At 46.0% G+C, this 19,906-nt stretch carries 16 protein-coding genes; 12 read left to right on the top strand and 4 right to left on the bottom strand.

Features of this window, described 5'->3' with window-relative positions; translation table 11 throughout:
• Positions 1 to 93: 93 nt before the first annotated feature.
• The 8 genes from truA to ABMB67_RS07315 all read left to right on the top strand — a co-directional run bounded on the left by truA (position 94) and on the right by ABMB67_RS07315 (position 8,366).
• Positions 94 to 837: a tRNA pseudouridine(38-40) synthase TruA gene (gene truA / locus ABMB67_RS07350; protein ID WP_354571542.1), complete on the top strand. Its 744-nt coding sequence runs from the start codon at positions 94 to 96 to the stop codon at positions 835 to 837.
• Between the two features lie 271 nt (positions 838 to 1,108).
• Positions 1,109 to 1,357: a hypothetical protein gene (locus ABMB67_RS07345; protein WP_354571541.1), complete on the top strand. Its 249-nt coding sequence runs from the start codon at positions 1,109 to 1,111 to the stop codon at positions 1,355 to 1,357.
• Between the two features lie 177 nt (positions 1,358 to 1,534).
• On the top strand, positions 1,535 to 1,672 hold the full coding sequence (locus ABMB67_RS07340; protein WP_251224886.1) for a hypothetical protein: 138 nt from the start codon (positions 1,535 to 1,537) through the stop codon (positions 1,670 to 1,672).
• The gene (locus tag ABMB67_RS07335; RefSeq protein ID WP_354571540.1) at positions 1,648 to 2,958 is read left to right on the top strand and encodes a 2-hydroxycarboxylate transporter family protein; all 1,311 of its coding nucleotides are present in this window, start codon (positions 1,648 to 1,650) and stop codon (positions 2,956 to 2,958) included. Before ABMB67_RS07340 ends, ABMB67_RS07335 begins: the two co-directional genes overlap by 25 nt.
• A gap of 36 nt (positions 2,959 to 2,994) precedes the next feature.
• Positions 2,995 to 4,092, top strand: a complete 1,098-nt coding sequence (locus ABMB67_RS07330; RefSeq protein WP_354571539.1) for an isocitrate/isopropylmalate dehydrogenase family protein — start codon at positions 2,995 to 2,997, stop codon at positions 4,090 to 4,092.
• Positions 4,092 to 4,772, top strand: coding sequence for a GntR family transcriptional regulator (locus ABMB67_RS07325; RefSeq protein ID WP_354571538.1), 681 nt, complete (start codon positions 4,092 to 4,094; stop codon positions 4,770 to 4,772). Before ABMB67_RS07330 ends, ABMB67_RS07325 begins: the two co-directional genes overlap by 1 nt.
• Positions 4,773 to 4,973: 201 nt before the next feature.
• The gene (gene htpG / locus ABMB67_RS07320; protein ID WP_251224883.1) at positions 4,974 to 6,854 is read left to right on the top strand and encodes a molecular chaperone HtpG; all 1,881 of its coding nucleotides are present in this window, start codon (positions 4,974 to 4,976) and stop codon (positions 6,852 to 6,854) included.
• Between the two features lie 153 nt (positions 6,855 to 7,007).
• On the top strand, positions 7,008 to 8,366 hold the full coding sequence (locus tag ABMB67_RS07315) for an NTTRR-F1 domain (protein ID WP_354571537.1): 1,359 nt from the start codon (positions 7,008 to 7,010) through the stop codon (positions 8,364 to 8,366).
• Positions 8,367 to 8,490: 124 nt separating this feature from the next.
• Here ABMB67_RS07315 and ABMB67_RS07310 read toward each other — a convergent pair whose 3' ends face one another.
• Positions 8,491 to 8,634 carry a hypothetical protein gene (locus ABMB67_RS07310; RefSeq protein ID WP_354571536.1) on the bottom strand — a complete coding sequence of 48 codons (144 nt, stop codon included), beginning with the start codon at positions 8,632 to 8,634 and terminating at the stop codon, positions 8,491 to 8,493.
• Between the two features lie 586 nt (positions 8,635 to 9,220).
• On the opposite strand from ABMB67_RS07310, the gene ABMB67_RS07305 reads away from it, so the two are divergent.
• Positions 9,221 to 10,564, top strand: a complete 1,344-nt coding sequence (locus ABMB67_RS07305; RefSeq protein ID WP_354571535.1) for a sodium-dependent transporter — start codon at positions 9,221 to 9,223, stop codon at positions 10,562 to 10,564.
• Between the two features lie 124 nt (positions 10,565 to 10,688).
• On the opposite strand, the gene ABMB67_RS07300 is transcribed toward ABMB67_RS07305, so the two are convergent.
• Positions 10,689 to 13,514 carry a transporter substrate-binding protein gene (locus tag ABMB67_RS07300; protein WP_354571534.1) on the bottom strand — a complete coding sequence of 942 codons (2,826 nt, stop codon included), beginning with the start codon at positions 13,512 to 13,514 and terminating at the stop codon, positions 10,689 to 10,691.
• Positions 13,515 to 13,882: 368 nt separating this feature from the next.
• Here ABMB67_RS07300 and ABMB67_RS07295 point away from each other — a divergent pair, with 368 nt between their 5' ends.
• From ABMB67_RS07295 to ABMB67_RS07285, 3 genes are all read left to right on the top strand, one after another.
• Positions 13,883 to 14,836 carry an NAD(P)-dependent oxidoreductase gene (locus ABMB67_RS07295; protein ID WP_354571533.1) on the top strand — a complete coding sequence of 318 codons (954 nt, stop codon included), beginning with the start codon at positions 13,883 to 13,885 and terminating at the stop codon, positions 14,834 to 14,836.
• A gap of 154 nt (positions 14,837 to 14,990) precedes the next feature.
• Positions 14,991 to 15,668, top strand: a complete 678-nt coding sequence (locus ABMB67_RS07290) for a GntR family transcriptional regulator (RefSeq protein WP_251224878.1) — start codon at positions 14,991 to 14,993, stop codon at positions 15,666 to 15,668.
• Between the two features lie 227 nt (positions 15,669 to 15,895).
• Positions 15,896 to 16,792: an NAD(P)-dependent oxidoreductase gene (locus ABMB67_RS07285; protein WP_354571532.1), complete on the top strand. Its 897-nt coding sequence runs from the start codon at positions 15,896 to 15,898 to the stop codon at positions 16,790 to 16,792.
• A 379-nt stretch (positions 16,793 to 17,171) separates the two neighbouring features.
• Here ABMB67_RS07285 and ABMB67_RS07280 read toward each other — a convergent pair whose 3' ends face one another.
• Both ABMB67_RS07280 and adh read right to left on the bottom strand, forming a co-directional pair.
• Positions 17,172 to 17,528 carry a DUF779 domain-containing protein gene (locus ABMB67_RS07280; RefSeq protein ID WP_251224876.1) on the bottom strand — a complete coding sequence of 119 codons (357 nt, stop codon included), beginning with the start codon at positions 17,526 to 17,528 and terminating at the stop codon, positions 17,172 to 17,174.
• Positions 17,529 to 17,766: 238 nt separating this feature from the next.
• The gene (gene adh, locus ABMB67_RS07275) at positions 17,767 to 19,290 is read right to left on the bottom strand and encodes an aldehyde dehydrogenase (protein ID WP_251224875.1); all 1,524 of its coding nucleotides are present in this window, start codon (positions 19,288 to 19,290) and stop codon (positions 17,767 to 17,769) included.
• Between the last annotated feature and the right edge of the window lie 616 nt (positions 19,291 to 19,906).

Raw genomic sequence — 19,906 nt, 5'->3', positions numbered from 1 at the left:
GGTAAAACAACCTTTTGGCACAGGCCCTTTGCTGTTGTGCTGCTGAGAAAGGTATGATATAAGTGGAAGCACAATCATTAGAAGGAGACGAACATGGCTAATTTTAAACTGACTGTCCAGTATGACGGCAGCCGCTACAAGGGCTGGCAAAGACTCGGAAAAGGGGAGGCGACAATTCAGGGAAAGCTTGAAGAAGTGTTATCGAGGATGAGCGGCAGCGAGATTGAGATCATCGGAGCGAGCCGCACTGACGCGGGCGTCCATGCTCTTAAGCAAATTGCGAATGTCAAACTTGATCACCACACTGAGGCGGAAATCAAAGCGTATGTAAATAAATATTTACCGCAGGATATAAGCGTGTCTCGCGTCGAGACTGTGCCGGAGCGCTTCCACGCGCGCTATCATGTCAAAGACAAAACGTATTTGTACCGGATATGGAATGAAGAACATCCGCATCCTTTTATGCGCAAGTACAGCATGCATGTTGAGCAGAAGCTGGATTTGCCGCTCATGCGCCAAGCCTGCCAGGCTTTTTTAGGAGAGCATGATTTCACAGCCTTTTCAAATGCCAAATCAAAGAAGAAATCAATGGTACGCCATATTTACGCGCTTGAAATGGAAGAGACGGCCGGCCTCGTTGATATCCGAATCCGCGGCAACGGCTTTCTCCATAATATGGTGCGGAAAATGGTCGGCCTGCTGATTGAAGTCGGCCTGGGCAAAAAAGACGTAAATGATGTGACAGCGATTTTGCAGGCCAAACAACGCTATCCGGGCCTGATGGCCGAAGCGCAAGGGCTGTATTTGGAAGCGATTAGTTATAAAGACAGGACGTAAGTTTTTTACCAAGAGAATTGTGATAAATACGTAAAAGGATGAAAAGAATGGTGTCTCACTTTTAAGGAGGATAGGCTTGCCTTCCCTCTTTTTTTACGTTCAGAGTTGAAAGTCGTTCTCCTGCTGCCACCTCGGCAAAAGCAGATTCGAGACAAATTCCCGTTAGATCATCTGACAAAAAAGCTGTGAAGGTTCTGTTTTTGTATTATTCTAATAATTACATAAACGGAAACGTAAAGGATTCACTTCTATCAGCAAAGGAGAGATGATGATGAAAAGAAAAAATGAGTATAAGGTGCAAAATTATTATTTAGCGGAAATCGATCAAGTGGAAAAAGGGAAATCTGTCTTGAAAATGGACAGATGGAGCTGGGACATTTACATTGCCGCAAATGAAAATAAAGAGTATCAGGGAAAGGCCGTTGCTCCGGGCAAAGGAATCGAAATTCCATGGACGCCGCTCGGTAAGGACTTTCTGGAAGAAATGATGGGGATTTGTCAGCGGAAGATGATCAGCTAGGACAAAGGAATAGTTAATAAAAAACGTGAAGGGCCTGTGATGGCGACCTTGACGTTTTTTTTGTTGCGAGAAATAGGGGATAAATCGCCTCATGCTAGATTTAAGAAAAATATATGTCATAGCTGAGAATGGCAAATCGTATACTTTTTATAGCTTTACGGTTAGGATTTGCTTTGTTTGGCTGGATTTAATTTACAATCGTATACGATGATCCAGGGAGGTGAGGCTGGCGATAAAATGAATGCGCTTACATTGGAGGGTGAGAATCATTTCATTAAGGAGGTTGTGAGATGGAAAGCGGGGGAAGGCGTCTGATTGCCGGGATGAATCCGGCTGTTTTTGCGATTGTTTTTGTCGTTGTGATGGGCGGTGTGTATTTGGAAATATTGCCGAATAACATGCTTGTCGGCTTCGTCATTCCAATGGTGATTGGCGGGCTGTTTATTTGGCTGGGGGAGAAAATCCCGGTTTTCCGCACATTTGGCGGACCGTCACTGCTTTGTATTATTGTACCAGCTGTTTTTGTGTACTGGGGACTTTTCCCTCAGAGTGGAGTTGAGATTGTAGCGGATTTTTATAATGGATATGGTTTTATTGATTTGTTTATTGCCGCCTTAATTGTCGGCAGCTTGCTGAGCATGGACCGGCAAATTTTAGTGAAAGCGGGGATACGTTTTTTTATTCCATTACTAGCCGGCGTGGTGCTGACTTTTGTCGTCGGTGGGCTGGTCGGCCATGTAACGGGATTTGGCTATAAAGAAGCGATTCTCTTTGTTATTGCTCCGATCATGGGCGGCGGCATCGGCGCGGGGGCTGTTCCAATGTCGGAAATTTATGCTTCCGGAGCCGGAGGGGATCCGGCTGAATATTTATCGATGCTCGTCCCTGCAATTATGGTTGCGAATGTTCTATGTATCTTCGTTGCGTCTATTTTAAATGGTCTCGGCAAAAAGAACAAAAATATGTTTATAAAAGGATTTTCAGGAGAAGGAGAAATTCTTCGCAATGCCAAGAAAAATGAGGCTACCGAGCCATTGCGCGCAGCTGAAAGCAAGGAGACGACGACTTACTCCAATCTGGCCGTTGGACTGATGATGTCCGGAGCTTTATACATTTTTGGTTACTTCATTGCGATGCTGTTCCCTAGTATTCATGCTTATGCCTGGATGATTATTGCGACTGCGCTCGTGAAAATTTTAAATATTACTCCGACTGTGATCGAAGATGCTGCCGGTGACTGGTTTGATTTTGTCTCGAAGATGCTCCTGCCTTGTATGCTCGTGGCAACGAGCATTGGTTTGATTGACATGCACCAAATTATCGAGGTTGTGACGAATCCTGCTTATTTAGGACTGACAGCGTTAACCGTTTTGCTTGCTTCATTTGGGGCGGGGATTTTTGGCTGGCTTGTTGCGATGTACTTTGTCGAATCAGCTATCGCCGCCGGGCTTTGTATGGCTGATGTTGGCGGTTCAGGGGATGCGGCTGTTCTTGGAGCGAGTGAAAGACTGAAGCTTATGCCATTTTCGCAAATTTCTTCCCGGCTGGGAGGAGTGATCATTTTACTCATTATGTCGATACTCGCTCCTCTGTTTTTATAAAAGGGAAAACAAGACTACAAGAAAAGGGATGATGGAATGAATTTTCAAATTACGACCTTGCCAGGAGATGGAATTGGACCGGAAATCGTAAAGGAAGGCATAAAAGTCATGAAAGCGGCAGAAAAGATTGTTTCAGGCTTTACCCTTGATTTTCAGCATTTTGATGCCGGAGCCGGACATTATGTAAAAACAGGAAACGTTTTTCCTGATTTATCTTATAAGGCTTGCCAGGAAAGTCACGCGATCTTTCTCGGAAGCATGGGCATTCCGGAGGTCGTGGAAAAGGATGGTACGGAGGTGCAAGGACAGGTTATTCTGCGTCTACGGTTCGAGCTGGATCTCTTTGCCGGGGTCCGACCGGTTAGATTATATCCAGGGGTGAAGACGCCGCTTGAGAATAAGCAGGATATCGACTTTGTCATTGTCAGGGAGAATACAGAAGGGTTATTCTCTTCATTTAGAGGCGGGAGCGAGATCGTCAATGAAGTGGTGGCCGATACGATGATGATTAGCCGCAAAGGAACAGAAAAAATTACCGACTATGCGTTTCAACTCGCAGAAAAGCGCCAGGGACGGGTGCTTGACGGCAAAAAAATCGTAACCTGCTGCGACAAAAGCAATGTGTTCAAATCGTTAGCCTTTTTCCGGAAGATCTATGATGAAATCGCTGAGAAATACGAGGGTGCGGTTGGAAAGGATTATGCTTATATGGATGCGATGACACTGTGGATGGTGCAAAAGCCGCAGCATTATGATGTGATTGTCTCGGAAAACATGTTTGGTGATATTTTATCTGATTTGGCTGCCGCTTTGGTCGGAGGCATGGGCATGGCTCCATCCGGTGATATCGGCTACCGTCATGCCATGTTCCAGCCGGCCCACGGATCGGCTCCGTCGATAGCTGGAAAAGGGATCGCCAACCCGGTCGCCACGATCCTGTCCGGATCGATGATGCTGAAATGGCTTGCTGATCAGCATCAGCATCAGGAAGCGAGGGAAGCGGCACGTCTCATTGAAAAGGCAGTGGCAGCGACATTGGGTCAAGGCATTCAGACAAGTGATCTGGGCGGGACGTATACGACTGCCGACTTTGGTCATGCGGTAGTTAGTCAAATGGAGAAAATCAGCGTATAGTGGAGCAACAAAACGTGGAGATGGGAGAAGCCAAAAGATTAACCCAAGCAGAGAAAATCGCCTTGAAGCTAAGGGATATGATTATTCTTCAGCAAATAAAGCCTAATGAAAGAATTAACCAGGACAGCATCAGCAAGCAACTTGGAGTAAGCAAAATTCCGTTGCGTGAGTCATTGAAGATTCTTGAATCGGAAGGTCTTGTCTACTCTGTTCCTTATAAAGGAGCGTTTGTTGGAAACATTACGATTGAATACGTGCAGGAAACGTACTATTTACGGTCGGTTCTTGAAGGGATCTCGTGCGCCCAGGCAACGCCGTTTTTTGATCAGGCGTCGTTAACGAAGCTTCGCCAGTTTCTCATTCAGGCGGAGGCTGCTCTGGAAAAAGAGGATCTTGAACGGTTCATCCGTAAATCAGAGGGCTTTCATGATTTTATCCATGGAATGTCGGGTTATAAGCGGGTAAGCATGATGATCCAGCAATTAAATACGCGTTCTCTCGTGCTGCGCTTTTATCCCGAGGAACAATGTTATTTATCATTAAAGGAGCACACATTTATTTATGAACGAATAGAGGCGGGCGATTCGGAAGGCGCGGGAAATGCGATGAGAATGCATGTCCAGCGCTCAGGGATGGATACCGTGAAAGAGTTGCAGTCTAAATTAGCCGATCAGAGTTAGTTCATTAAATATAGATCACGCAATCGCTTCGAGCTTGAGAAAAGGGCGGCATTTCCCCCTTTTTGTGCAAGCTCGTTTATTTTTTCAAGAAAAACAATCGTATTGGATTGACATGTGCTGGAGGTTCCATACAATATAAGTAAGATTAGCACTCCGGGTAAACGAGTGCTAACAAAAGAAGCAGAGGAAGGAGATTGTTGTATGGAGAAAAAGCAGTTTCAGGCGGAATCGAAACGATTGTTGGAAATGATGATTAATTCAATTTACACGCAAAAGGAGATCTTTTTGAGAGAGCTGATCTCGAATGCCAGCGACGCGATTGACAAGCTTTATTATAAAGCGCTGACGGATGAGGAGCTGAGCTTCAATCAAGAGGATTATTACATAAAGGTCAGCGCTGATAAGGAGAAGCGGCTGCTGACGATTACCGATACAGGCATCGGGATGTCGGCAGAAGAGCTGGAGCAGAACCTTGGAACGATCGCGAAAAGCGGTTCGCTCGCTTTTAAGAAGGAAAATGAAATCAAGGATGGTCACGATATTATCGGACAATTCGGTGTTGGTTTTTATTCCGCTTTTATGGTGGCTGATGCGGTAACGGTAAAGACGAAGCAGCTTGGCAGTGAACAAGGCTTTAAGTGGGAATCAAATGGAGCGGACGGCTATACGATCGAACCGTGCGAAAAAGAGACGGTCGGCACGGAAATCATTTTAAAAATCAAGGAAAACACCGAGGATGATAATTTTGATGAATATTTGGAAACGTATCGTTTACAAGCGATCATCAAAAAATATTCCGATTTCATTCGCTACCCGATTAAAATGGATGTCACTGTACAGAAGCCGAAAGCGGATAAAGAAGAGGAATTAGAGGAAGTAACCGAGGAACAGACGATTAACAGCATGGTTCCGATCTGGAAGAAAAACAAAAGCGAGTTAACGGATGAAGACTACGAAAATTTCTACCACGAGAAGCGTTATGGCTTTGATAAGCCGGTGAAGCATATTCATATTAGCGTAGATGGAACATTGCGCTATAACGCGATTCTCTTTATTCCGGAACGGACGCCGTTCGACTTTTATACGAAGGAATATGAAAAGGGCCTTGAGCTTTATTCCAACGGCGTGCTGATCATGGAAAAATGCGCCGATCTTCTGCCGGACTATTTCAGCTTTGTTAAGGGAATGGTTGATTCTGAAGATTTGTCGCTCAATATTTCCAGAGAAATGCTCCAGCATGATCGTCAGCTGAAGATGATCGCGAAAAATATTACGAGTAAAATCAAAAGTCAGCTCAAAGGTTTGCTGAAAAATGAACGGGAAAAGTATGAAACATTTTATGAATCATTTGGCAGACAGCTGAAGTATAGCGTCTATAGTGATTTCGGCCAGCATAAAGAGGAGCTTCAGGATCTCCTGCTGTTCTATTCCGGCAAAGAGAAGAAGCTAATCAGTCTGGATGAGTATATCGAAAAGATGCCGGAAGAGCAAAAGTACATCTATTATGCTACGGGAGCGTCACATCATCGGATTGAAAAGCTGCCGCAAACCGAGCTTGTTGCGGAGAAAGGCTTTGATATTCTATATTTTACCGATGACGTCGATGAATTTGCGATCAAAGCGTTAGCTTCCTATAAAGATAAGCAGTTCAAATCGGTTTCGAGCGGTGATCTCGGATTGGAGGATGCAGAGGAGCAAGCGAAAACAGAAGCCGAGCAGGAGGAGCATAAAGCCTTATTTGAACATATGAAACAGACGCTTGGCGATAAAGTGAAAGATGTCAGACTATCGAAGCGCCTCCGCTCTCATCCGGTCTGTCTCACAGCAGAAGGAGAATTATCCATTGAGATGGAAAAGGTGCTTCAGGCGATGCCGGACAATCCGAATGTAAAGGCAGAGAAGGTTCTCGAAATCAACGGAGACCATGACATTTTCCCTACCTTAAAAGAAGCCTACGAACAAGATAAAGAGAAGCTTGAGCTGTACACAAACTTATTATACAACCAGGCACTGTTGATCGAAGGCTTGCCAATTGAAGATCCCGTTGAATTTACGAATAATATGTGCAAAGTGATGGCATAAAGAGGCTGTCCCACTCGGGACAGCCTCTTTACCTTAAAAGGAGCAGGACAAATGGCGTAGCGAAACGGGTCGGAAATTAATACCGTATCGTAAGCACGTTCGATTCTAAATAGAAAGGATGAAGACATGCTTAATTAGGAAAGGAGTGAGTGAATGTCGATTAATAATGCTGTTCAGAATGGCAGCTTTGAAATAGGTGGTTTTGCCCCGTGGTTATTTGTTAACAGTATTCGGACAACAGCTGCCTCTCATTCAGGAAGCTACGCGGCCCAACTAGCAGGCGGGAATGTCAATTCGTTTATTACTCAGTATGTCCCTGCCACTGCCGGAGAATCTTATGAGATTCTCGTTTCTTTGGCCAAAGAGGGGAACTCACCGTCACCACCGATTTCACTAACGGTTGCTTATTATGATGCCTCTTTTACCTTTTTGGGATATGGTCTTATTACGAACCTGCCGGTAAACCGTCTGCCGAACGTTCAGGAAGAGAATTGGATAGAAGAATATCAGACGACGTCAGCTGCCCCTTTAGGAACAACGCAAGCGCTTATTTTAATAAATAAGCTGCCACAGGCAGGCAGTCCGGCAGTGATCGTTGATGATGTTGCATTGCTGGTCGTGGCATCGGAAGGAACTGTGGGACCTACAGGCCCCGCAGGCCCGACAGGAGCGATGGGGCCGTCTGGTCCAAGAGGAGCCACTGGAGAACCCGGTATCACTGGTCCCACAGGTCCAGCTGGAGGTCCGGCCGGTCCGACGGGAGCTACTGGTCCAAGAGGTGCTACGGGAGCCACTGGTGGAATAGGGCCAAATCCATTTGAGGTTTATGTGCAATCTGGTTCAACCGGGGGAGATGGTACTCAGGCTAATCCCTTTGGAACAATACAGGAGGGGCTTGCTGCTGTGTCACCAACTGGAGTCGTTCATGTACTAATTGGGACTTATCCGATTGCTACAACGGTGAATGTTAATAAGCAAGGGGTCACATTGCGGGGCTACCCCGGCGCTGTCATTCAGTTGCAGGCCAATGTTATCCCCTTTGTCGTCACTGGGACTGGTGTTACGATTGAGGGGTTTACAATGACAAGTGATGTGCCGTATCCACGGGAGTTTATTCAAATTGGAGGGAGTAATCACCGCATTTTGGGCAATACAATATATGGTCCGCCCCAGGAAGGACCGTCAACGGATTGGGTAGTCAATCGCGGATTTGTGACTCAGGCCAATAATGTAACTAATCTGTTAGTCGATAATAATATTTTTTACTCATTGCGCCAGCCTTCGTATTTAAATCCGAATACGACCGGTCACATCATCAATAATATTGTCTATAATACGAGAGGATTTGTCGTCGATAGAGCTGTCTTTGTATTTTCCGGTAATTCGTGGGGAAGTCCTGAAAATGCAGTCGACCTTGCTTTACTTGCAGGGACGATCGCCGGTCCACCATACGATCCGTTGACTGAGCTGTCAGCCAATAACAGCTCTGCTTCGATTCAGGATAGCCGCTAACGATAAAAAAGGATACTGAAAAACGATTGCAGTGGCTCAGGTACGCAAAGCCCGGGCCAAAAGGTTGCTTTCACCTTTTGGCCCGGGCTCTTCATTGATCGTACAGGTTTTACTTGCCAGTTTTTTATTGTGGAGCCGGTTGTTCCATTGCCGGGTCTGTAGCCGGATCAGTTGCCGGATCACCGGCAGGGTCTCCCTCTCCTCCGCAAGCCGTCATCACCAATGTAATTCCTAAAGCCGACATAAGTAACAGTAGATTTTTCTTCATGATTTATTCCCTCCTTTTTTGTTACTTTTCTATACCATGCTTGCTTTGCATTGAAACCCTTATCCGCAAGAAAAAACCTGATTCCGAGAAGAAAAAAGGAAGAAAAGACTAGTATGAAAAAACTGGGTAATCTCTCGTAATCGTTGAAGGATAAGGAGTTGCAAGCTTATTTCAAATATTAAAATTTATGAATATGTAGCAATATGTGAGAATGAAAAGAATCATGGAATGGAAGGGCGGGTAAGGTGAAATCGGTCTCTAACAGCAAAGGCAGAATCTGTCGTCAGTGGCTCGTCATTCGGGGCAGACTAGAAAAAAATGAGATAAAAGCCTTTACGGAAGGAGGCCACTGAAAACTTCTTTTTTTTCGTAACTCGAAGAAGAGTAATGGCTCCGCGCGTTGCACGTCTTGCTTCGAGAAACCCACTCGTAGCAAGGCTTTCAAAATCAGGCAACGGCTACGCTCATTACGAAAAAGCTGCTAAAAAAGTGAAAATCGAACTTTTTCAGCAGCCTTTACGGAAGCGGGATGGAGGTTTATCGTGTAAGATAGTGTAATCAACGTCATTTACTAGGAGGGTGGAGGATGAGTGATCAACGTGAGCAATGGTCCTCAAAACTCGGCTTTATTTTATCAACAGCCGGAGCGGCTATAGGACTGGGGGCGATTTGGAAGTTCCCTTATGTGGCCGGAATGAATGGAGGAGGAGCGTTTTTTCTCATTTTTATTATTTTTACCGTTTTGATCGGGCTTTCCATGCTCGTTTCAGAATTCATTATCGGGCGGGGAGCCCGACGCGAAGCGATTACGGCTTACAAAACATTGGCTCCGCAGAGCGCGTGGGTGCTTGTTGGCCGGATGGGAGTACTGGGCTGTTTCCTGCTCCTCTCGTTTTACTGCGTCGTTGGCGGATGGGTTGTATTATATTCCGGCTTCGCCATCTCCGGGAAGGTGATCGCGGAGGGAGCCGATTACGGTCAGTTATTTGCGCAAGTGACAGGGACACCTTGGATCGGTCTTATCGGTCTCGCACTATTTCTACTTATTAACGTGATTGTGCTTTCCTTTGGGATAAAAAATGGAATTGAGCGGGCAAACAAATATTTAATGCCGCTTTTATTTATCTTTTTTCTTATTCTTGTTATCCGTTCCTTGACGCTGGAAGGGGCGATGGAGGGCGTGCGCTTTTTCCTTCAGCCGGACTTCTCGAATATAACAGGGGAAGGCATTTTATACGCGCTGGGCCAGTCCTTTTTTTCGCTGGCTGTTGGTTTTTCATGTATGGTGACATACAGTTCTTACTTGAATAAGAATGAAAATATTCCGGCTGCTGCATCGTCTGTAGTTGTCATGAATATTTTCGTTTCATTGCTGGCAGGTCTGGCGATTTTTCCGGTCGTCTTCTCATTCGGGCTTGAGCCGGCGGAAGGCCCTGGTTTGCTGTTTATGGTGCTGCCGGCTGCCTTTTCGCAAATGCCGTTCGGCGGTCTGTTTCTCAGCTTGTTTTTGTTGCTGTTTTTGTTTGCGACATTAACGTCATCATTCAGTCTCTTGGAAATTATCATTTCTGCTTTTACAGAAAACAACAAGCGTTCGCGGGCAAAGGTCGCCCTCATTTCGGGCATCGTTGTCTTTTTGGCAGGGATCCCGGCGGCGCTGTCATTCGGAGTGCTGGCGGATGTTCAGCTGTTCGGGAAAACCTTTTTTGATGCGACGGATTATCTCGTCAGCAATTTTATGCTGCCGCTTGGCTGCCTGTTCATTGCGCTCTTTATTGTGCACCGGATGGATCGTAAGCTGGTGAATGAGGAGTTTACAGCCGGGAACAGCCTGTCAGCCGTCTGGCTGTCAGTGTGGCTCTTTTTAATGAAATGGGTCGTGCCGATTACGATCATTGTCGTGTTTATTAATATGCTTGGCTTGTTTTAAAGGCTTTCACAGAGGCTTGGATAGAAGGTTGTTTTTTTACCTTTTATTCAAGCCTCGAAACAATGGCTCCATTCATTGTTTCGAGGCTATATAGTTGAAGCGGGAAAGTCGCCATGTGCAGTACTTAACTGTCCAATTTATATTCCTTCATTTTCTTATAAAGGGTCGTCCGGGAGAAGCCGAGATGCTTTGATGATTTTGAGATATTTCCTTTAAAACGGACGAGCGCCTCCATAATATCCTCCCGTTCCTTCAAACGATTTACTTGTCGAATCTCTTCCAGATGCTTAACCTTTGTCCATTCATACTTTTCAGGCGGCTTATGCTCGATGGAGAGAGCTCTGGACAAATGCTCCAGATGAAGTTCTCTATCTGTGCCGGACAACTCATAAGCGAGTTCTACGACATTGCGAAGCTCGCGAATATTGCCGGGCCAGGAATAGTTCATGAAATAATGCAGAGCTTCAGAGGAAACCGTCTTGCTCTCCTGATCGTCTCTTTCCGCGAATTCCTCTAAAAAAAGGGCGACAAGCTCAGCGATGTCTTCTTTTCTTTCCCTTAAAGGGATAAGCTCGATAGGGAAGACATTCAGGCGATAATATAAGTCGCTGCTTAATGTGCCTTTGTAAGCAATCTCCTGACTCAAGTCTTTATTTGTCGCAGCAATAATTCTTACATCGAGCGGAATGGTCTGCTGGCCGCCGAGGCGGCTGATTTCCTTTTGCCGCAGAACACGCAGGATGATCGCCTGCAGCTCCGCCGGCATCTCACCAATTTCATCAAGGAATAACGTGCCACCATTCGCTTGCTCGAACTTGCCGGGGATGCCCCCACTAAAAGGTCCATCCCTATAGCCGAACAGCTTAGAGGCGATGAACGGTTCATTGAGCGTCGCGCAATGAAGGGTGACAAACGGCTTATCCTTTCGGGTGCTTTCATTATGAATCGCCCGGGCGAATATTTCTTTACCGGTTCCGCTTTCTCCGAGTAATAACACATTTGTGGAATTGGTCGAGGCGGTTTTTGCTAATGAGATCGCCTCGAGCAGTTTTGGGTGGCTACCGGCAATGTGAGGAAGCAGCAGCGGCTGTTCGCGGCTTTTTTTCTGTTTCTTTTTGTTCGCGCTCAGTTTTTTTATATAAAGGTAGCGGTAGTCATGAGCCGGGACGATATAGACTTCATAAATGGAATTGGACTGATCTTTATAAAGCTGCTTCCGTTTATAAGAAATATGATCAAAATTTTCTTGATACAAGCTGAGCATAAGTTTGTCTTTTTCACTGATTAATTGCTCGGCCAGCCCGTTTGTGTAAATAATTTTTTCCTGCTTTTTGACAAGCAGCGCCTCCTCAAGATCATTCGTAACATCATGCAGCAATTCGTATAGAAACTTAGACTCTTTTGATTGCTGAAAGAGGCTGACAGAATTCTCGGCGACCACTTTAAGCGCCTTCACAAGTGAAATAAAGAGTTCAAGCTCGAATTCCTGATTATCGCGGACAAATACGCCGAGGGCGCCGAATAATTCGTTTTCGCTGAAGATTGGAATGCCGACGGTGATCCAGTCATTTAATGAGAGGGTCTGGTGATCTGACCCCAGTGAAAAAGAGAGTTCTTTTTTTAGAATCGCTTTGCTCATGCCCGTATGTTTCAAAAAATCTGTCGCCCATATGGAAACACCGGGATCGAGCGGGTCATCCGGAAACTGCTCTTTCATCTCAGGCTGAAACAAATCAAGAAGTCGGCCCTGCTGGTCAAAATAAGTGACATAGTAAGGGAAAAAGGAAGCTGCTTTTTTCAGCTCCGTGATGACAGGTTTATGAGCGGATAAGGAAGCTTCCACATTTTCATTCCGGTAAGCCTCGGGCGTTCCCTTAAGCGGGAATGGGGAAGGCTTCACCGGGCCAGCTGATTCCGAAAGGATTTTGCCTGATCCATCCTTTTGAAATTGACCGATGTGGGAATGGAGCCATAGATGCTGGTTCTTTTGGTCAACGATAATTTTTCCCTGGGGAGCCTGACAGACGAGACCGGCTATATGCTTTTTGATTTTACCTATTTCGAGGCTGCTTGCTTTCTGAATCGCCTCGGCCATTATGTGGACGCTGTTATAAGCATGTTCCATCGCCGCACTGATCATCTCGGTTCCGTAAGCAGCTTGAAAGCGACGTTTAAATGCAACATTTGCCTCCTGATTAAGCGAAGAGAAATAGGAGGAACAAAAATAATGGCCTGCTATGTAACGGGGGTCAATCAGCTGATTATCAGTTTCAGAGATGATTGTGTCCGCGATTGGAAAAGGGAAATTGAGATGGTGACAGCACTCGTAGAACGATTGAGCGCTTTCTCCGACCAACGTCGAGAAAACTACGTCAGGCTTTCTCGTGGAAATCGTTTTAATGGTCTGTTCGAACTGCTTCTCCCCTAACGCGTGATATGACGCGCCTGCAATCTCCCCTCCATTTTGGGAGATGAGTCGGCGGGCAACATTGTTCATTTCTTTCGGATAATGATAATCAGAGCCGATTAAATAAAAGCTCTTGCCGATGTGCTTCATCAGCCAGGGGATATAATGAAACAAAAGCTGATTAGGTAAAGGGCCGCAATAGATCACGTTTGGATGCTGTTCTGCCCCTTCGTAGTGAGCGGGGTGAAAGAGCAGACAGTCATGCTTCGCCAGCAGAGGCAGGATGCTTTTACGGCCGGCGGATGTAGAAAGACCGATGAGCAGCTGAATGTCTTCCTCAAGTAATTTTTCAGTCACTTTAGCTGTGACATCCGGATCGGAACATGTATCTTTAAACATTGGAGTCAGCGTTTTCCCTAACACGCCTCCATGTTTATTAATTTCATCAATTGCAAGCAAGGCAGCTTTGTACTGGCCTTTCTCTGTCGCAGCTAATGCGCCTGACAGCGAGAACAATAACCCTACTTTAAGATCCTCCGTCATGTAAGAATCATCCCTCCTGCAGCTTTATAAATAATATGTGGTTCATTATTTTTATCATAAAGGATATTAAAAAAAGCCCTGACATTCGTGAAAGGTTTTCTAACATATTATTTAGTGGGGGACTTTCAATAGCGTGATTGGATGACTGCAAACAATAAATTGTCATGGAACAGGCGCAGTGCAGGACGGATGTATCCCAAATGATTTTTCCACAAAAATTTTTTCTGTTGAATGAAAAAGGGGGAACGGCGTTTTAGCAGCATAATAAAAGGTTTTATTTTCTCCGATCAGAAATATATATCGGTAATAGAGGTGGTTAGCTGCCGAGAAGAGCTTATCGCATTAAAGGTTCAGAATATTATGCTATAATGGAGGTGAGGCAGGAGGTAGTCCAGGCATGCTGTCATGGGAACAGCAGAAGGGGGAAGAAGATGAAGGTTGGCTTTATTGGAACGGGCGTAATGGGTTCGCGCATGATCAAGCAGTTTCTGCAGCAGCATACGGTGCTTATTTATAACCGTTCGCCTGAAAAAACGAAGGAATTGGTGGAGCTTGGCGCAGAGCGTCTGGACAGTGTCGCTGCGGTGGCGCAGATGGCGGATATCATTTGTACGTGCCTATCGATGCCAGGTGATGTGATTGGCGTGTACGAAGGGGAGAAAGGAATTCTTGCCCATGCTCGTCCGGGGGCAATTTGTATTGATTTTACAACGGTCGGCGCGGAGACAAGCAGGGAACTGTTTGCGGAGGCCGCCAAGCAAAAAATTGACTATCTTGATGCTCCGGTCAGTGGTGGGCCTGAAGGAGTCGAACAAGGTACGCTAACGATTATGGTCGGAGGAAAAGAAGCTGCTTTTCAGACGGTGGAGCCACTGCTTGCGCTAATTGGTGCGAAGGTTGAATTTTTAGGAACATCGGGAAGCGGTAGTGTGGCGAAGCTGATCAATCAATACCTTGTTGGTGTTCACTCGCTGGCCGCCGCAGAGGCAATGGTGACGGGAGCAGCATTAGGGCTTGATTCCGAACAGCTTTATCACATTTTAAAAGTCAGCTATGGCAACAGCCGGATGCTGGAACGGCATATGGAGCAATATGTTTTGCCGGGAAACTTTGAACCAGGAGGCGCTTTAAAATACTTACATAAGGATGTGAAATTAGCGAATAAGCTTGTTGAGGCAGCGGGGCTTGATCAATCTACCGGCGCTCTGGCGGAGTCTGTTTTATCAGAGGCGATCAATGAGGGGCTTGGTGATTTTGATATGGCTTCAGTTATTAAGCTGTTGGAGAAGAAAGGTCAGGTGGAAGTAAAAAGGGAGAAGTAGGAGGGTCATCCGGCTCTTATTAAAATATTAGATTTTAGTTTTGGCGCATGAAAGATATTTGATAACAGACTGTTCAATGTGTATGATAAATAATGGGATTTATGTGATGGTGAGTGCTTCCTATTCAGTTGAAGAATAGGGATGGAGGTATATAATGGCCGAAAAGATTCAATTTGATAATTTAAATCTGTCTGATCGTATTTACTTTTACCTGCGTGAAGAGATTATCAATAATCAGATGGAGCCGGGTTCAAAAATTAATTACGATGACATTATGGAGAAGCTGGGAGTGAGCCGGACGCCTCTGCGCGATGCGCTACTGAAGCTGCAGCAGGATGGGTTAGTTGAAGTAAAGGCGCGTTCTGGCAGCTTCGTCGCGATTCCGAACCGGAAAAATATCGAAGACATCTATAATGTTAGAAAAGTGCTCGAAAGTCTGGCTGTCGAGCTCGCGAGTAAACAGATACCGAAAAAGGTTATCCACTCACTCGTCGAAGAGGCTGATCGAGCAGAGCTCGCGCTGGCAAAAGGGAAGACGGCACCGTTCTTTCAGGCTGACCGTAATTTACATCGGACGATCATTAATTATTCCGATAACAAACGGATCAGTGTGATGATGCAGTCGATCGAAGCTCAAATTCAATGGTTTGGCGTGATTATTACAAAAAACCATGCCCGCCCGCAGCAGGCTAACGAAATGCACCGCTTAATTTTGCAGGCGCTTGCCGAAGAAGAAGTCGAGGCGGCGAAAAAGCTGATGGAACAACATATTGAAGAAATTAAGCAGGTGACATTAAGCGATTACGGCAATACGGTCGAACATAATAAGTAGCGTATTTGAGCATGGAAGTGCCCAGGAAGAGCCGGCAAGTGAAGTCGCATCAAAGATGAAGTGAGGATGCGACTTCACTTGCTGCTTCCAGCAAGCGAAAACGGAATAAAGCTGCTTTCTCCAGCAGGCAGAAGGAGAGGAAAGTTCAATATTGACAGCATCTGACTCTGGTAATGTGTGAAAGCGCTTTACTATAAACAGATCATAACATTTGAGGAGGATTTTTTATGAAAAAGATTGGATTTGTGGGATTGGGAACAATGGGGTTGCCAATGGCAAAAAATCTATTAAAAGCTGGCTACTCATTGCGTGTGTACAATCGGACTGCAAGCAAGGCACAATCGTTGCAGAGTGAGGGCGATGTGGAGGTGGCAAGCTCACCGGCTGAAGTGGCACGAAACAGTGAAATCGTCATTACGATGGTCACGAATAATCAAGCTTTGGAAGAAGTTATCAAAGGGGAGAATGGTGTTCTGGCGGGAGCGTCTGCCGGTTTAATTATCATTGACAGTAGCACCGTCGCTCCGGATCTAGTTCAATCGCTGGCGAAAGAACTGGCTGAGAAAGACATTGAACTGCTTGATGCCCCGGTAACAGGAAGTGAACCACAGGCGATTGCCGCGGAACTTGCTTTCATGGTAGGTGGTAAGGAAGAAGTGTACCAGCAGTGTATTCCTTTATTTGAGGCGATGGGAAAACAATCGCACTATATGGGGGGAAGCGGACTAGGAGCATATACGAAGCTCGCCAATAATACGATGTCTGCTATTAATCTCTTATCGTTAAGCGAAGCGCTGATTTTGGCCAGCAAAGCCGGAGTGGATCCGCAGAAATTTATGGAAGTCGCTAGCGGCGGCGGGGCGCGGAGTGGAATGATGGATAATAAAGGACCGAAAATTATCAACCGCGATTTTCATCCAAACTTTAAAACAGAGCTGATGCATAAGGATTTAGGGCTCGCTTTAAATGTCGCGGCTGAAATGAATATTCCGGTGCCGCTGCTTGCAAGCGTAAGGGAACAATTGCGAATCGCCATGGCGAAAGGCTATGCGGAAGAGGATATGTGTGCAGTAGCGAAATGCTATGAGGAATGGGCCGGCGTTGAAATTAAGAAAAACGCCTAAACAGAAATAAAAATAGGAATGAGGCAAAAGAGCAGGTTTTTTTGCCTCATTCCTATTACGTAGGAAGTCTACTTTTCTGAACTTACTTGCTGCTTAGCTTCTTCCAGCATTTTATTAATTTCTTCGATGTATTCCTGCAAGCTCATCGTGATTCCTCCTTTTTATGTAATAGATTTATTTAGTAGTAGATTTGGTTTGGTTATATCATTATTTTTACCAAATTGAGAAGAAGCTAAACGTCTTTTTGGGAAAATGAGCCAATAGTCTGAATATTTTCCGGGGATAAGGGCAAGCTGGGTTTGGCAAAGATGGGGAGATAGCGGGAAAAAGCAAGGGATGGATCAAAGGAAAAAAACAACCTTTGACCCATCCCCTTGTCTTAAAGCTGGAGCTCTTTCCGTTCTTCTTCTGTAAATACCCTTGAGCGGGTTAAAAAGCGTTTTCCTTCAGGTCCTTCCAATGAAAACATGCCGCCGCGTCCGTTCACGACGTCAATAATTAATTGCGTATGCTTCCAATAGGCGTACTGATCCGCAGCAATATAAAAGGGGCTTCCGCCGATATGACCAAGCAGGACGTCACTTGCCCCAACCTTCAGCTCCCCTTCCTGGTAACACATCGGCGAGCTGCCGTCGCAGCAGCCGCCGGATTGATGAAACATTAATGGACCGTGAATGCTTTTTAGCTTGTTGATCAATTGAATCGCTTCTTCGGTGGCAACGACTCGTTCAACCATGTTCCGTTCACTCCTTTCCCTTTTCGTAGTCAGGAAGCAACAGGGGGTGGAGTTCGAGGCCGCTGAAAACTTCCTTTTTCGTAACTCGAAGAAGAGTAATGGCTCCGCGCGTTGCGTGCCTTTCTTCGAGAAACCCACTCGTAGCAAGGCTTTCAGGAAACGGCTACGCTCATTACTTAAAAGCCGCAGAAAAAGTGAAAATCGTCCTTTTTCTGCAGCTTCCGGAGTTCAACGCTTCTTAAAAGAAGCCTTGCGCATCTTCGCTATAGCTGACGAGCATATTCTTCGTCTGCTGATAGTGACTGAGCATCATTTTATGATTTTCACGGCCGATGCCCGACTTTTTGTAGCCGCCAAAGGCAGCGTGGGCCGGGTAGGCGTGGTAGCAGTTTGTCCAGACACGTCCGGCCTGAATGGAGCGGCCGAAGCGATAGGCGGTGTTAATGTTGCGTGTCCATACGCCCGCGCCTAATCCATATAACGTGTCATTGGCGATTGAGAGCGCTTCGTCGGCATCCTTAAACGTAGTGACGGACACAACCGGGCCGAAAATTTCTTCCTGGAAGATGCGCATGTTGTTTGTGCCTTTAAAGACGGTTGGCTGAATATAATAGCCGTTTTCGAATTCGCTGCCGAGGCTCGTATTCCGTTCTCCGCCAATCAGGCATTCGGCGCCTTCCTGCTTGCCGATGTCCAAGTATGATTGGATTTTTTCCATTTGCTCCAAAGAAGCCTGGGCGCCCATCATCGTTTCAGGGTCGAGTGGATTGCCGGTTTTGATCGCTTTGACCCGCTCAAGTGCACGCTCCATGAAAGGTTCGTAAATTGATTCATGAATCAAGGCGCGTGACGGGCATGTACAAACCTCGCCCTGATTGAGCGCAAACATGACAAAGCCTTCGATCGCTTTATTTAAAAATTCATCGTCTTTATCCATCACGCAAGGGAAAAAGATATTCGGTGATTTCCCGCCTAATTCAAGCGTAACGGGAATAATATTTTCCGAAGCGTACTGCATGATCAGGCGTCCCGTCGTCGTTTCACCAGTGAAGGCAATTTTGGCGATCCGGCTGCTCGAAGCAAGCGGCTTTCCAGCTTCAACGCCAAAGCCGTTGACAATGTTGACGACGCCTTTAGGAAGCAGGTCTTCGATTAATTCCATTAATACGAGAATGGAAACAGGCGTCTGTTCGGCCGGCTTTAAGACGACGCAGTTGCCTGCGGCCAGTGCCGGGGCAAGCTTCCAGACTCCCATCAAAATCGGAAAGTTCCATGGAATAATTTGTCCAACAACGCCAAGTGGCTCATTAAAATGATAGGCGACGGTATGTTCATCGATTTGACTGATTGAACCTTCTTCACCGCGAATCGCTCCGGCGAAATAGCGGAAATGATCGACGGCCAGCGGAATATCGGCATTTAACGTTTCGCGCACGGCCTTTCCATTTTCCCACGTCTCGGCGACTGCGAGCATTTCTAAGTTCTGTTCGATCCGATCGGCGATTTTATTTAAAATATTGGCCCGTTCTGTTGGGGATGTTTTGCCCCAGGCATCTTTTGCCGCATGAGCGGCATCAAGTGCTAGTTCAATATCTTCCGCAGACGAGCGGGCGACCTCGCAAAAGACCTCTCCTGTAACGGGGGTAATGTTATCAAAATATTGCCCTTTGACAGGAGCCTGCCATTCCCCGTTAATGTAGTTGTCATAGCGTTTTTTAAATGAGACGAGAGACCCTTCCGTATTTGGACGTTTGTAAACCATCGAAATCCCTCCCAAAATAAATGAAGTGAGGCAGCCTGGATCACTTCGTATCCAGACAGACCTCTTTACTTGTTCGTGGAAATGCAAGCAATTTCCTTCACATAAATGGAAAAAAGATAATATTTTGTCTATTCCTTTTTAAAGAGAAAAATAAACGTTTAGATTGAGTAGACTTTTGGTGTTTAACTGATTATTTAGAGGCTCCTGATTAAGAGAGGCGACTGAAAAACGTCCTTGTTCGTAACTCGAAGAAGAGTAATGACTACGCTCATTACTTTGTCGACAGGCTTTTTGGATATAAGTATTTGTCACGATCCAGAGCTTCGAACCCGCTCCCGGGATGGGGGGCACGCTTTCCGCAGGCGGGCGTTGAACTAACCGGCACGCCGGTGGATTTCAACCTGCCCTTCCCTCCTGCAGGAGTCGGCCCTCCCATCTCGTCCGCTTTTTCTTGTGCGATACCGTGAGTACAGCTCCAATCCGAGTGTGTGTCAGAACTGTCCTCGGAAAAAATTCCATGCAGGCGAGCTTGGTTTTGCTGCCATGTAGCCGGAAAACTATACGAAAAATGCAACTACTACTGTATTTACCTGAATGTCGAGCGGATGAAATAGAC

This window comes from Halalkalibacter oceani, from assembly GCF_040544555.1.
Taxonomy (GTDB): Bacteria; Bacillota; Bacilli; order Bacillales; family Bacillaceae_D; genus Halalkalibacter; species Halalkalibacter oceani.
The sequence above is the reverse complement of the archived record's forward strand: the minus strand, read 5'-3'. Positions and strand labels throughout refer to the sequence as shown.

What these genes read in the sequence shown, in the direction of transcription:
- truA (WP_354571542.1), top strand. Translation starts at nt 94, where the DNA reads ATGGCTAATTTTAAACTGACTGTCCAGTATGACGGCAGCCGCTACAAG.
- ABMB67_RS07345 (WP_354571541.1), top strand. Translation starts at nt 1,109, where the DNA reads ATGAAAAGAAAAAATGAGTATAAGGTGCAAAATTATTATTTAGCGGAA.
- ABMB67_RS07335 (WP_354571540.1), top strand. Translation starts at nt 1,648, where the DNA reads ATGGAAAGCGGGGGAAGGCGTCTGATTGCCGGGATGAATCCGGCTGTT.
- ABMB67_RS07330 (WP_354571539.1), top strand. Translation starts at nt 2,995, where the DNA reads ATGAATTTTCAAATTACGACCTTGCCAGGAGATGGAATTGGACCGGAA.
- htpG (WP_251224883.1), top strand. Translation starts at nt 4,974, where the DNA reads ATGGAGAAAAAGCAGTTTCAGGCGGAATCGAAACGATTGTTGGAAATG.
- ABMB67_RS07315 (WP_354571537.1), top strand. Translation starts at nt 7,008, where the DNA reads ATGTCGATTAATAATGCTGTTCAGAATGGCAGCTTTGAAATAGGTGGT.
- ABMB67_RS07310 (WP_354571536.1), bottom strand. Translation starts at nt 8,634, where the DNA reads ATGAAGAAAAATCTACTGTTACTTATGTCGGCTTTAGGAATTACATTG.
- ABMB67_RS07305 (WP_354571535.1), top strand. Translation starts at nt 9,221, where the DNA reads ATGAGTGATCAACGTGAGCAATGGTCCTCAAAACTCGGCTTTATTTTA.
- ABMB67_RS07300 (WP_354571534.1), bottom strand. Translation starts at nt 13,514, where the DNA reads ATGACGGAGGATCTTAAAGTAGGGTTATTGTTCTCGCTGTCAGGCGCA.
- ABMB67_RS07295 (WP_354571533.1), top strand. Translation starts at nt 13,883, where the DNA reads ATGGAGGTGAGGCAGGAGGTAGTCCAGGCATGCTGTCATGGGAACAGC.
- ABMB67_RS07290 (WP_251224878.1), top strand. Translation starts at nt 14,991, where the DNA reads ATGGCCGAAAAGATTCAATTTGATAATTTAAATCTGTCTGATCGTATT.
- ABMB67_RS07285 (WP_354571532.1), top strand. Translation starts at nt 15,896, where the DNA reads ATGAAAAAGATTGGATTTGTGGGATTGGGAACAATGGGGTTGCCAATG.
- ABMB67_RS07280 (WP_251224876.1), bottom strand. Translation starts at nt 17,528, where the DNA reads ATGGTTGAACGAGTCGTTGCCACCGAAGAAGCGATTCAATTGATCAAC.
- adh (WP_251224875.1), bottom strand. Translation starts at nt 19,290, where the DNA reads ATGGTTTACAAACGTCCAAATACGGAAGGGTCTCTCGTCTCATTTAAA.